This window comes from Amycolatopsis sp. NPDC104587 (assembly GCF_055583645.1).
In genome coordinates this window covers 1-12,915 of sequence record NZ_JBVJNO010000024.1, presented here as the reverse complement: position 1 = coordinate 12,915, position 12,915 = coordinate 1, and the positions used below count along the sequence as shown (strand labels likewise).

Annotated in this window: 10 protein-coding genes; 8 read left to right on the top strand and 2 right to left on the bottom strand. The window is 70.7% G+C overall.

Features of this window, described 5'->3' with window-relative positions; all coding sequences use genetic code 11:
• Positions 1-2: 2 nt before the first annotated feature.
• Positions 3-452 carry a hypothetical protein gene (locus ACZ61C_RS45585; protein WP_465314224.1) on the bottom strand — a complete coding sequence of 150 codons (450 nt, stop codon included), beginning with the start codon at positions 450-452 and terminating at the stop codon, positions 3-5.
• A 64-nt stretch (positions 453-516) separates the two neighbouring features.
• On the opposite strand from ACZ61C_RS45585, the gene ACZ61C_RS45580 reads away from it, so the two are divergent.
• On the top strand, positions 517-1,485 hold the full coding sequence (locus ACZ61C_RS45580; protein WP_465314223.1) for a helix-turn-helix transcriptional regulator: 969 nt from the start codon (positions 517-519) through the stop codon (positions 1,483-1,485).
• Here the strand turns inward: ACZ61C_RS45580 and ACZ61C_RS45575 are convergent.
• Entirely contained in the window at positions 1,482-2,267 is a 786-nt protein-coding gene (locus ACZ61C_RS45575; protein ID WP_465314222.1) for an IclR family transcriptional regulator, read from the bottom strand. The genes ACZ61C_RS45580 and ACZ61C_RS45575 overlap by 4 nt on opposite strands.
• Positions 2,268-2,431: 164 nt before the next feature.
• On the opposite strand from ACZ61C_RS45575, the gene ACZ61C_RS45570 reads away from it, so the two are divergent.
• From ACZ61C_RS45570 to secA, 7 genes are all read left to right on the top strand, one after another.
• The gene (locus tag ACZ61C_RS45570; RefSeq protein ID WP_465314221.1) at positions 2,432-2,746 is read left to right on the top strand and encodes a bifunctional 3-phenylpropionate/cinnamic acid dioxygenase ferredoxin subunit; all 315 of its coding nucleotides are present in this window, start codon (positions 2,432-2,434) and stop codon (positions 2,744-2,746) included.
• Between the two features lie 156 nt (positions 2,747-2,902).
• Positions 2,903-3,580, top strand: coding sequence for an MtrAB system response regulator MtrA (gene mtrA / locus ACZ61C_RS45565; RefSeq protein WP_005150760.1), 678 nt, complete (start codon positions 2,903-2,905; stop codon positions 3,578-3,580).
• A gap of 7 nt (positions 3,581-3,587) precedes the next feature.
• Positions 3,588-5,309 carry an MtrAB system histidine kinase MtrB gene (mtrB, locus tag ACZ61C_RS45560; protein ID WP_465314220.1) on the top strand — a complete coding sequence of 574 codons (1,722 nt, stop codon included), beginning with the start codon at positions 3,588-3,590 and terminating at the stop codon, positions 5,307-5,309.
• On the top strand, positions 5,306-7,078 hold the full coding sequence (locus ACZ61C_RS45555) for an LpqB family beta-propeller domain-containing protein (protein ID WP_465314219.1): 1,773 nt from the start codon (positions 5,306-5,308) through the stop codon (positions 7,076-7,078). Before mtrB ends, ACZ61C_RS45555 begins: the two co-directional genes overlap by 4 nt.
• A gap of 72 nt (positions 7,079-7,150) precedes the next feature.
• A complete protein-coding gene (locus ACZ61C_RS45550; protein ID WP_465314299.1) occupies positions 7,151-7,921 on the top strand; it encodes a ComF family protein in 771 nt (256 codons plus the stop codon).
• A gap of 1,102 nt (positions 7,922-9,023) precedes the next feature.
• Positions 9,024-9,710 carry a ribosome hibernation-promoting factor, HPF/YfiA family gene (gene hpf / locus ACZ61C_RS45545; RefSeq protein ID WP_465314218.1) on the top strand — a complete coding sequence of 229 codons (687 nt, stop codon included), beginning with the start codon at positions 9,024-9,026 and terminating at the stop codon, positions 9,708-9,710.
• 204 nt (positions 9,711-9,914) lie between these two features.
• Positions 9,915-12,803 carry a preprotein translocase subunit SecA gene (secA, locus tag ACZ61C_RS45540; protein WP_465314217.1) on the top strand — a complete coding sequence of 963 codons (2,889 nt, stop codon included), beginning with the start codon at positions 9,915-9,917 and terminating at the stop codon, positions 12,801-12,803.
• Positions 12,804-12,915: the final 112 nt, after the last annotated feature.

Genomic DNA, 12,915 nt, shown 5'->3' with positions numbered 1-12,915 from the left:
GCTCAGGCCCGGGTGAACTCCATGACCCAGTTGGGTTCCCAGCTCTGCCCGCCGTCGGCGGAGAACTCCTGCTCCCAGCGGGCCGAGGTGTCCGTGATGTCCGACCAGAAGTAGTGCGCCCGGATCGGTTTCCCTTCGTGGACGTCGTCGCCGTAGAAGTCGCCGCGGCCGTCGGTGAAGGTCCCGACGACCGGCGGCTGGAGCACGCCGGTGCGGCTGTTGGCCCAGTAGATCGACCACTCCTTCCGCTCGACGTCGAACAGGCGCAGCGTGAAGCCGCGGAAACCGCGGTCCGGGAAGAGGATCTCCTCGGTGTTGCCGCCGCCGTCGAACAGCGGTGTGCAGGTGGTGGTGCCGGGGAAGACGTCCCAGTCGTCACTGCCGGCGAAGAGGGTGCGGAGCCGCCGGCTGACGACGGTCCAGGAGCCGTGGAAGAAGGCGAAATCGGTCATGCCGGTGATCTTGGGCCGCCGTCACTGACATCTTCTGTCAGTGGTCGCTGGCAGACTTCACCGGGTGCGTGCGAGCCGGCTGGTGTCCCTGCTGCTGTTGCTGCAGAACCGCGGGCGGATGAGCGCGTCGCGCCTCGCCGCCGAGCTGGGCGTGACCGCGCGGACCGTGTACCGCGACGTCGAGGCGCTGGCCGCAGCGGGTGTCCCGATCTACGCCGAGGGCGGCCCGAACGGCGGCTACCAGCTGCTGGACGGCTACCGGACCCGGCTGACCGGCCTCACCGCGGGCGAGGCCGGTTCGCTGTTCCTCACCGGCCTGCCGCAGCCGGCCGCCGAGCTGGGCCTGGGCGCCCAGGTGGCCGCGGCCGAGCTGAAGCTGATGGCGGCGCTGCCGACGCCGTACCGGGACGCGTCCGTGCGGATCCGGCAGCGGTTCCACCTCGACGCGCCCGGCTGGTACCGCGAAGCGGACCCGGTGCCTCAGCTGCTCGCGGCCGCGGAAGCCCTGTGGCAGGACCAGGTCGTCGAGGTCCGCTACCGCCGCTGGTCGCCGACGCCCGGTGTGGTGACGCGGCGGCTGCGTCCGCTCGGCCTGGTCCTCAAGGCGGGTGTCTGGTACCTGGTCGCCGGGCCGCGGCCGCGCACCTACCGCGTCACCAACATCGAACGGCTCACGGCGCTGGACGAGCACTTCACCCGGCCCGAAGGCTTCGACCTGGCGGAGTTCTGGCGTGAGCACGTCGAGCGGTACGAAGAGAGCGAAGCCGCGGAGACGGCCGTCGTACGGCTCTCTCCGGCCGGAATCGCCGCCCTGCCGGACATCCTCGGCCCGCGGGCCACCCGCTCGGCGCTGCGCACGCTCGAACCGCCGGACGCCGAAGGCTGGCAGCGCGCGACGATCCCGCTGGAAAGCGTGTCCCACGCGGCCGCCGGGCTGCTGCGGCTCGGCGCGGACGCGCAGGTGCTGGCCCCGGCCGAGCTCGTCACGCACCTCGCGGAGACGATCACGGCGATGGCCCGGCTGTACCCCTAGTCCCGGAAGTAGCCCAGCTGCGCGGAAAGCTCGTCCGCCGCGTCGGTCATCGGCCGCACGATCTGCTTGACCCGCTGCTTCGACAGCCGGTACGACGGCCCCGACGCGCTCATCGCGGCGACGACGTCCCCGCCCGGGCCGTGGATCGGCACGGCGACCGCGTGCATGCCGAGCTCGAGCTCCTCGTAACAGGCCGCGAAGCCGTCTTCGAGGACCCGTTCCAGCTCGGTCATCAGCTCGTCCGGCTCGACCGTCGTGCGCGGGGTGTACTGCTCCAGCTTCCGCTTGAGCACCCGCTTGCGCTCGGTGTCGCCCATGTACGCCAACAGGATCTTGCCGCTGGACGTCGCGTGCAGCGGGGTGCGCTGGCCGGTCCAGTTCTGGGTGGTGATCGCCGCCGCGCCCCGCGCCTGGCTGATGTTGATGGCGACCCCGTCGTCGGCGATGGCGATGTTGACGGTCTCGCCGAGCTCCTCGGCCAGCGTGCGGCAGCTGACGCGGCCGAGCTTCGCCAGGTCCATCCGGCCGGTCGCGGCGCCGGCCAGCCGCACGATGCCGAACCCGATCGCGTACTTCCCGCGTTCGCCGAGCTGCTCGACGAGGCCTCTGGACTCCAGGACGCTGAGCAGCCGCGACGCCGTCGACTTGTGGACGCCCAGCTCGCCCGCGATTTCGGTGATGCCGGTTTCGCCGTTCCGGGCGAGCAGCTCGAGGACGCTGATCGCCCGGTCGACCGACTGCACCTGGCTTTGAGTTGCGTTGCCCGAGTCCTGGTTCCGCATAGCGCAACAGTATCCGTTTTGCGCCGTCCCTATCGGCTGAGTGGGCGAATCTCTTGACGCGGCCGCCGTCGGAACCGGATTGTTGCGCAGGAAGCGCAGTGTCGCGCGATGCGCAACTTTCACCCGTTGTCCCGGTTTCCCGTCACCCGTTCCCGGAGGCCCCGATGATCCGCGCCTGCGCCACCGCCGACCTGCCCGAGGGGGAGTCCCTCCGCATCGAAGGGCCCGTCCCGATCGCGCTGTTCCACACCGAAGGCGGCTTTTTCGCGATCGACGACACCTGCACCCACCAGGACGCCTCGCTCGCCGACGGCTGGCTCGAGGGCTGCTTCGTCGAATGCCCGCTGCACGCGGCGCGGTTCGACCTGCGCACCGGCGTGCCGACCTGCCTGCCGGCCAAGGCGCCGGTGCGGACCCACCGCGTGGTCGTGACCGACGGCGCCGTGTTCGTCGACGCGCCCGTCCCAGCCCTTCCCTGAGCTTCCTCCGCAGGTCCGTGAAGGCCGCATCCCGGCCTTCACGGACCGTCCAGGGGCACCCGGATGGAGCAGGGGCCGGTGCCGATCTTGATCTTTCTGGTGGTCAAACACGCGGGTCGTGCGTGCGGGCGCCGGAACTAGTGCGAATATGTGGACATGAAGGCACGTGTTCTCGTGGTCGACGACGACCCCGCTCTCGCGGAGATGCTCACCATCGTGCTCCGTGGGGAGGGGTTCGACACGGCCGTGGTCGCCGACGGCTCACGCGCGCTGCCCGCGCTGCGTGAGCTGAAACCCGACCTCGTCCTGCTCGACCTGATGCTGCCCGGGATGAACGGGATCGACGTCTGCAAGGCGATCCGCGCCGAGTCCGGGGTGCCGATCGTCATGCTCACCGCCAAGAGCGACACCGTCGACATCGTCCTCGGCCTGGAGTCCGGCGCCGACGACTACGTCGTCAAGCCGTTCAAGCCGAAGGAGCTGGTCGCCCGGGTCCGCGCCCGGATGCGCCGCACCGAGGCCGAACCCGCGGAGTCGCTCACGATCGGCGACCTGGCGATCGACGTGCCCGGTCACGAGGTCACGCGTGAGGGCAAGGCCATCCCGTTGACCCCGCTGGAGTTCGACCTGCTGGTGGCGCTCGCGCGCAAGCCGCGTCAGGTGTTCACCCGCGAGGTGCTGCTCGAACAGGTGTGGGGCTACCGGCACGCCGCCGACACGCGCCTGGTGAACGTGCACGTCCAGCGCCTGCGCTCGAAGGTCGAGAAGGACCCGGAACACCCCGAGGTGGTGTTGACCGTTCGCGGCGTGGGGTACAAGGCCGGCCCGCCGTGATGAGTCGATGACCCTCGAGGCCCCGAGACGGCTTCCCGCGTTCGCGCGTTCGACGGCACGCCTGGTCCGGCGTGTCGTCGTTTTCGCGCGCCGGCGCGCGGTCGCGTTCAACGAGCTGTGGAAGCACTCGCTGCAGTTCCGCGTCACGGTGTCGACGCTCGCGCTGTCCTCGGCCGTCGTGTTCGTGCTGGGCATGGTGCTGCAGAACCAGATCACCGAGCGGCTGCTGGACACCAAGCGCGAAGCCGCGATCGCGCAGACCCGCGCGGCCGCCGACACCGCCGCCGGTGAGCTGGTCGGGCTCGGCGGCGAGAACTACGACGCGATGACGCTCCGGCTCCAGAACGCGTTGAAGAAGATCGCGATCACGCCGACCAGCCAGGACGCGGCCGGTTCGGCGGCGGGCACGTTCGTCCCGGTGCTCGCCAGCGGCGGCCGCGACCAGTCCGGCGCCGTGTCGGCGTCCGCGGGCCCGTTCGAGAACGTGCCGCCGCGGCTGCGCCAGTTCGTCGAGGCCGACCAGATGAGCTGGCTCGAGCACACGGTCGCCGACGGCGCCGGCATGCGCACGACGTACCTGATCGTCGGCACGCCGCTGAACACCGTCGCCAGCCCGCTGCAGCTGTACTTGCTGTTCCCGTTGACGACCGAGCAGAACACCGTCTCGACCGTGCAGAACACGCTGCTGGTCGGCGGGCTCGTGCTGCTGCTCCTGCTCGCGGGCATCACGAACCTGGTGACCCGCCAGGTGGTGCGCCCGGTCCGGCAGGCCGCCGCGGCGGCCGAGCAGTTCGCCGGCGGCGACCTCGACCAGCGCCTCACCGTGCTCGGCGAAGACGACCTGGCGAAGCTCGCCGTGTCCTACAACGGGATGGCCGCCAGCATCCAGGGCCAGATCCGCCAGCTCGAGGAGTTCGGCGGCCTGCAGCGCCGGTTCACCTCCGACGTCTCGCACGAGCTGCGCACGCCGCTGACCACCGTCCGGATGGCCGCGGACGTGCTGCACGCGTCGCGCGAGCAGTTCCCGGCCGGGCTCGCGCGCTCGACCGAGCTGCTGGTGGACGAGCTCGACCGGTTCGAGGCCCTGCTCGGCGACCTGCTGGAGATCAGCAGGCTCGACGCCGGCGTCGAGGAGCTGTCGGCGGAGTTCATCGACGTCCGCCCGATCGCGACGCGCGCGGTCGAGCAGGTGCGGGTGATCGCCGGCAACGCGGGCAGCTCGGTCGAGCTGGTGCTGCCCGACGAGGAGGTCGTCGCCGAGGTCGACGCCCGGCGCGTCGAGCGGATCCTGCGCAACCTGCTCGCCAACGCCGTCGACCACAGCGAGGGCAAGCCGGTGGTGCTGACGGTCGGGGCGAACGAAACCGCCGTCGCCATCACGGTCCGGGACCACGGCGTCGGCCTGCGGCTCGGTGAGGCGGACCTGGTGTTCAACCGGTTCTGGCGCGCTGACCCGTCGCGCAACCGCCGCACCGGCGGCACCGGGCTCGGCCTGGCGATCAGCCAGGAGGACGCGCGCCTGCACGGCGGCGAGCTCGACGCGTGGGGCGAGCTGGGCCAGGGCGCCTGCTTCCGGCTCCTGCTGCCGCGCCGTCAGGACGTGCCGGCCGGTGACCCGCCGCTGGTGCTGCCGCCGCCCGACCGCGTCGCCGCCGAGGTGCCGCTCGGGATCATCGAGGTGCCGGCGCCTGAGGCGATTTTTGCCGAGCGTGAGGAAATCGGGCATTGACACCACAAGCATTCCGGGGGTCCGGGTGGCGGAGCCCCCGGCTCGGAGCGAAGCTCCGATTGAAGCAGCTTTTGATTGCCCTGGTGTGTCTGGTGCTGGTCGCCGGCTGTGCGAACGTGCCGCTGGAGTCCCAGCCCGTCGTCGTCTCGGGCGAACGCCAGGGGCAGGGCTCGGGTGACGTCGTGCCCGAGCCGCAGCCGGGCATCGACGCGCTGACGCTGGTCCGCGACTTCATCGGCGCGACGCTCAAGCCGGGCCAGGGCTACGCGGCCGCCCGCGCCTACCTGGACGACGCGGGCCGCGCGAACTGGCGCCCGAGCCGCAGCCTGACGATCATCCAGAACACCTTCGGCACGGTATTCGACACCAACCCGCAGCCCGACCCGAACACCGTGGTCGTCAACGTGCGCGGGATCGACATCGGCACGCTGGACCAGAACAGCGCGTTCGTGCCGGACTACAGCTCGGCGCTGGTGCAGGTGAAGGTCCGCAAGCAGGCGAGCGGCCAGTGGCGGATCATCGACCCGCCACCCGAGCTGTACGCGACCGAGTCCGACTTCAGCGAGAACTACACCGCGGTGCCGGTGAGCTTCTACTCGGACACGGCGGCGACGTTCGTCCAGGACCGGCGTTACGTCGTCGCGAAGCCGCAGTCCGGGCTGCCGGGCAAGGTGATGGACTTGCTGGTGAACGGCCCGTCGACGAGCCTGGCCGGCGCGGTGCGCAACCTGCTCGGCGAGCCGATCGAGATCGACACGAACGTCAAGAGCCTCGACGACGGGACGCTCGTGGTGCAGCTCTCGGGGCTGACGGGCGTCCCCGACGAGGTCCGGAAGCTGATCGCGGCGCAGATCGTCCTTTCGCTCCAGTACGTGACTTCGGCGCGGATCCGCATCCTCGCCGACGGCGCCCCGCTGGTGGCGAACCACCCGGACTGGCGGTCGAACGAGCTGCCCGCGTACGGCGCGCCGCTGTCGCTCAGCCTGGAGCTGCTGGGACTGATGACGGTGGGCGGCCGCGTCCGCTCGCTGGGTGACGGCGCTCCGGTGCCCGGGCCGGCGGGCAACGGCGGTTACGACGTCGTGAGCGCGGCCCAGTCGATCGACGGCAAGCGCCTGGCGGTGGTGGAGCGCGACGGCGGCCAGGTCCGGCTGCGGATCGGCGACCTCGGCCACGACCTGACCCCGGTCACCCTCGGCGGCAGCACGCTGAGCCGCCCGACGTGGCGGCCCGGCACCGGCGAGGTGTGGACGGTCGTCGACCAGATTTCGGTGGGCCGCCTGGTGGTGGGCCCGAACGGTCAGTGGACGCCCTTGCAGGTCAACGCGACGGACCTGGCCCAGCAGGGCAGCATCACGGAGCTGCGGTTCTCCCGCGACGGCGCCCGCGTGGCGGCGATCGTCAACGGCCAGCTGTGGGTGGCTTCGGTGGTCGGCACGAACGACACGGTGGCCCTGCGCGAGCCCCGCCACCTCCAGCCGCACGACCTCCAGGAGGTCGTCGACGTGGACTGGGTGGGCCCGGACTCGCTGGTGGCGGTGACGAGGTCGAACTCCCAGCCGGTGGTCAAGGTGACGGTGGACGGCCAGCGCATGGACGCGTTCAACAGCTCCAACCTGACGGTCCCGCTCCACGGCGTGACGGCGGCCCCCAGCCGCCAGATCGTGGTGGCGGACGCGACCGGCCTGTGGACGGCGTCGGCCCTGGGCGAGGTGTGGCGGCCCCAGAACCACACGATGAAGGACGCGGATCCGTTCTACCCGGGCTGATCGTGTTTCACCGGTTCGGGTGACGTCCGGACGTTCGAAACTGTCGGTGCCGGTGGTGACACTGTCCGTGTGCTGAAGAAACTGCTCGACCTGTTGATACCCAGCCGCTGCGCCGCGTGCGGAGCCCGCGGGGCGCCGTGCTGCGCGGAGTGCGCGAAGGTGTGGGGCTCGGTGTCGGAGGTGGTCCGCGTCCCGACGGCGGGTGTGGTGCGGGTGTTCGCCCTGGCCCGGTACCGAGGCGTCGGACGGCGGTTGCTGATCGCGTACAAGGAGCGGGGACGGCGGGATCTGGCGCCTTCGCTGGGGCGGGCATTGGCGGCGGCCTTGGCTGTGTTGCCGTTGCGGGTTTCGGCGGCCCGGGCCAGTCCGCCGGGTTCGGCTTCCCGCTCGGCCGAGCTGGGCGGCGCCTCTCCGGCGTTCTCGGCGGATGCCGCCACCGCGCCCCGCGCGGCCGTCGCCACGCCCCCGCCGCGCGTGGTTTGCCTGGTCCCGGCGCCCAGCCGCCCCTCGGCGTCGCGGGTGCGCGGCGGCCCGCACGTCGAGCGGCTGGCCTCTTGCGCGGCAAGCTCACTGGTCACGCGCGGTTTCGAGGTTGTCGTCGCCCCGGCTTTGGAACTGGCGGGCGGAGCCCGGGACGCGGTCGGCCTGGACCGGGCGGAGCGCATGGCCAACCTCGCCGGAAGGCTACGTTTCCGCGAATCCGGCCGGCCACCACCGGGCTTCCCGATCGTGGTGGTGGACGACGTGGTGACGACGGGAGCCACGGCCGCGGCTTGTGTCCGAGCGCTGGCTTCGGAGGGATTCGAAGTCGCGGCTGTTCTCACCCTGCTCGTGGCCGGGTGAGAGCCGGCGACTGAGGAGGTGCCACGTCGGCGGGCGGGTCAGGCCGAGCTGCGGCCGGCGTTCAGCCCGTCGCGCACACCAAGCCCGCCGTCCCCCGGGTCGCGGCGGTCGCCGACCGGGCCACTCGGTCCTGCCGGCAAAGGAGTAACCAAACAACTCTCGCGGCTGGCTGAGACCGGTGCCCGCGCACGTGCCACCTCGGCGGGCGGCTGGGGCCGAGCTGCCGACTGAGATGCAGCCGGCGTTCAGCCCGTCGCGTACACCGGCCCGTCAACCTCCGTCCGCGGCGGCCTCCGACCCGACCCCCCCGGTCCCACCGGCAAAGGAGCAACCAAGCAACTCCCGCGGCCGGGTGAGACCGGCGCACCTGCCATCTCGGCGAGCGGCTCAGGCCGAGCGAGCCATCATCCCGGCCTCCGCACCAACCCCCGGGCCGCGAAGTGAGATGCAGGTGAGCCCAAGACCGACTTCAACCCATCGCGCGAACCCACCCAGCCATTCCCCGACCACCACCCCCACCAGCAAAAGGAGCAACCACCAAACAACCCTCGCGGCCGGGTGACCCCACCGTCACCTACACGAGTGACATCCGCGGGGAACGCAACCCGCCTCGCGCCCGTTGTCCGGGCATGAGGGTGTTGATCACGACCACTCGGCTGCCACACCACTCCACCGGAGTGGCGGCTGCGGTGGACGGGGCCGTCACCCTCGGCGTCCACCAGCCGGCAGCGATGCGCCGTCCGTGTGAAAGCACGCTGCGTGCACCGCGTCCGACCAGCGGGTGTTTTCTGGTGTTCACCCCCCGCTCACTGCGCCGGGTGACGGAGTCTCATTCCTCGACATCCCCCGGCTCGGGGGCTGTTGCAACGGGCGTGAGGAAGCTAACGTGCTCCGCAATCAGCAATCCCCGCAGGCAGGGAGGTGACGAGCCCATGTCCCTGGCGCCGGAGGTGCGCTGAGTCCGCGTTCGGGCTCCGGCACGAGACGTCGTGAACCGTTCCCGAACTCCTTCTCAGCCCGCGATCCGGGCTTCCGTCCCCGCAATACCGGCGCCGTGTGTGAACTCAACAGCTCGCAGTCATCTCAGCGAGGGAGGTCGTGTATGGACATCGTCGTTAAGGGCCGCAACGTGGAGGTGCCCGACCACTATCGGGCACTCGTCAGCGAAAAGCTGGCCCGCCTCGAGCGCTACGACAGGAAAGTCATCCGGTACGACGTGGAGCTGTTCCACGAACCCAATCGGCGCCAGGCCAAGAGCTGCCAGCGCGTCGAAATCACCGGAAAGGGGCGTGGCCCGGCCGTACGCGCTGAAGCGTGTGCCGCCGACTTCTACGCAGCGCTCGATTCCGCAGTCACGAAGCTGGAGAACCGGCTGCGGAGGACACACGACCGGAGGCGCGTGCACTACGGGCGCAGCCGCCCGGAGTCGGTCGCCGAAGCGACCTCGGCACTGCCGGGTGGTGGATCCCCGGCCGCAGCCAGTCCCGCCGCGCAGACCGCGGTGTTGGACGCACCCGAAGCCGAACCGCAGACGAACGGCTTCGTGGTCGCCGGAGAGATCCACCTGCCGCACCAGCAGAGCTGGGCCGACGACGACCTGGGTCACCAGCCCGGCCGCGTCGTCCGCGAGAAGCAGCACACCGCGGAGCCCATGACGGTGGACCAGGCTCTCTACGAGATGGAGCTGGTCGGCCACGACTTCTACCTCTTCAACGACTCGGATGCGGGCCGGCCCAGCGTGGTCTACCGGCGGAAAGGCTTCGACTACGGCGTGATCCGGCTCGGCTGAGCCGGTTCGAAGGAGGCCTCGCCGATGGCCCGCACGCGCCCGCGTGCGGGCCATCCGCATGTCAGGACCTACGGCGTGTGCACACGACGCCCACCGTTCCCTACGATGGGGTGGGACGGTGGCGCCGACCACGGCGGCCGCCGCGGGAAAACCTGCCCGGGACCGGCCCGGGCGCAGTCATGATCAGCTAGTGAGGTCGACCGGATGGTGCTGAACCGCCTGCTCCGCGCGGGTGAGCAAAAGATGGTGAAGCGGCTGGGCAGGATCGCCGATCACATCAACACCCTCGAAGACGAGGTCAAGGACCTGACCGACGCCGAGCTGCGGGCCAAGACCGAAGAGTTCCGCAAGCGGAACGGCGATGGCGAGTCCCTCGACGAGCTGCTGCCGGAGGCCTTCGCGGTCGTCCGGGAGGCGGCCAAGCGGGTGCTCGGCCAGCGCCACTTCGACGTCCAGCTGATGGGCGGCGCCGCGCTGCACCTCGGTCAGGTGGCCGAGATGAAGACCGGTGAGGGCAAGACCCTGACCTGCGTGCTGCCCGCCTACCTCAACGCGATCCCGGGCAAGGGCGTCCACGTCGTCACGACGAACGACTACCTGGCCAAGCGCGACTCGGAGTGGATGGGCCGCATCCACCGCTTCCTCGGGCTCGAGGTCGGCGTCATCCTCTCGGAGCAGCAGCCGGAGGTCCGGCGCGCCCAGTACAACGCCGACATCACCTACGGCACGAACAACGAGTTCGGCTTCGACTACCTGCGCGACAACATGGCGTGGAGCCTCGACGACTGCGTGCAGCGCGGGCACCAGTTCGCCATCGTCGACGAGGTGGACTCGATCCTCATCGACGAGGCCCGGACGCCGCTGATCATCTCGGGCCCGGCGGACCAGTCGTCGCGCTGGTACGTCGAGTTCGCGCGGCTCGCCCCGCTGATGAACGGCATCGACACCACCACCATGGGCTCGCGTGAGCGCGTCGAGAAGACGAACCTGATCAACTCGAAGTACCACTACGAGGTCGACGTCCGGAAGCGCACCGTCGCGGTCACCGAAAAGGGCGTCCGGTTCATCGAGGACCAGCTCGGCATCGACAACCTGTACGAAGCCGCGAACACCCCGCTGGTCGGGTACCTGAACAACGCGCTGAAGGTCCAGGAGCTCTTCCACCGCGACAAGGACTACATCGTCCGCAACGGCGAGGTCGCGATCGTCGACGAGTTCACCGGCCGCGTGCTCCACGGGCGCCGCTACAACGAGGGCATGCACCAGGCGATCGAGGCCAAGGAAAAGGTCGAGATCAAGGCCGAGAACCAGACGCTCGCCACGATCACGCTGCAGAACTACTTCCGGCTCTACGGGAAGCTGTCCGGCATGACCGGTACGGCCGAGACCGAGGCCGCCGAGTTCCACCAGACCTACAAGCTGGGTGTGGTGCCGATCCCGACGAACCGGCCGATGGTGCGCGCCGACCAGCCGGACCTGATCTACAAGACCGAGGAAGCGAAGTACGAGGCGGTCGCCGAGGACATCGCCGAGCGGCACGAGAAGGGCCAGCCGGTCCTCGTCGGCACGACGAGCGTCGAGAAGTCCGAGCGGCTGTCGAAGCTGCTGGTGAAGCTGAGCGTGCCGCACGAGGTGCTGAACGCGAAGCACCACGACCGCGAGGCGCTGATCGTCGCGCGCGCCGGCCAGAAGGGCGCCGTCACGGTCGCCACGAACATGGCGGGCCGCGGTACCGACATCGTGCTCGGCGGCAACCCCGACCTGATTGCCGACCACGTGCTGCGCGAGCAGGGCCTGGACCCGGTCGAGCACTCCGAGGAGTACGAGGCCGCGTGGCCCGCCGTCCTGGAGAAGGTCAAGGAAGAGTCGAAGGCCGAGGCCGAAGAGGTCCGCGAAGCCGGCGGCCTGTACGTGCTGGGCACGGAGCGCCACGAGTCGCGCCGCATCGACAACCAGCTCCGCGGCCGGTCGGGCCGTCAGGGTGACCCGGGCGAGTCCCGCTTCTACCTGTCGCTCGGCGACGAGCTCATGCGCCGCTTCAACGCGACGATGGTCGAGCGCGTCATGACGACCATGCGGCTGCCCGACGACGTGCCGATCGAGCACAAGATGGTCTCCAAGGCCATCAAGAGCGCGCAGACGCAGGTCGAGCAGATCAACATGGAGCAGCGCAAGGACGTCCTCAAGTACGACGAGGTCATGAACGAGCAGCGCAAGGTGATCTACGCCGAGCGCCACCGCGTCCTGGCCGGCGAGAGCCTGCGCGACCAGATCGAGGGCATGCTCCAGGACGTCGTCAACGCCTATGTGGACGGTGCGACGGCCAACGGTTACGCCGAGGACTGGGACCACGAGAAGCTCTGGACGGCGCTGAAGCAGCTCTACCCGGTCAGCCTCGACTGGGAAGAGCTGATGGAGGACGGCGACCTCGACGCGAACGGCCTGCGCGAGGCGCTGCTGCAGGACGCCCGCGACGCCTACGACAAGCGCGAAGCAGAGATCAACGCGCTCGTCGGGCCGGACGGCATGCGGACCCTGGAGCACCAGGTGATGCTGACGGTGCTGGACCGCAAGTGGCGCGAGCACCTGTACGAGATGGACTACCTCAAGCAGGGCATCGGCATGCGGGCGCTCGCGCAGCGCGACCCGCTGATCGAGTACCAGCGTGAGGGCTTCGACATGTTCCGCGCGATGCTCGACTCGCTGAAGGAGGAGGCCGTCGGCTTCCTGTTCAACCTGCAGGTCGAGCGCGCCGAGGCGCCCCCGGCCGAGGACGCGGCCGCGCTGCCCGCGGGAGTCGGTTCGGGCAACGGCCAGGCCGCGGCGGAGGGGCGCCACGCCCGTCCGGCGCCGCCCCAGCCGCCGACAACCGACACCGAGTCCGTCCCGGCCGCCCTCCGCGGCAAGGGCCTCGGCGGCGGTGGTCAGCAGCCGGGCGTGACCCTGTCCGGCCCGGGCGAGGACGGCGAGGTCGAGTCCCACGCCGACGGCGGAGCCGAGGCCGCGAGCGGAGGCGGCGGCGGGACTCGCCGTGACCGCCGCGCTGCCCAGCGCGACGCCGCGAAGAAGGGCAAGAAGGGCCCGCGTCGCTGACGAAGTGACCACGGAACCGGGGGGGGGGGGGGGGGGGGGGGGGGGGGGGGGGGGGGGGGGGGGGGGGGGGGGGGGGGGGGGGGGGGGGGGGGGGGGGGGGGGGGGGGGGGGG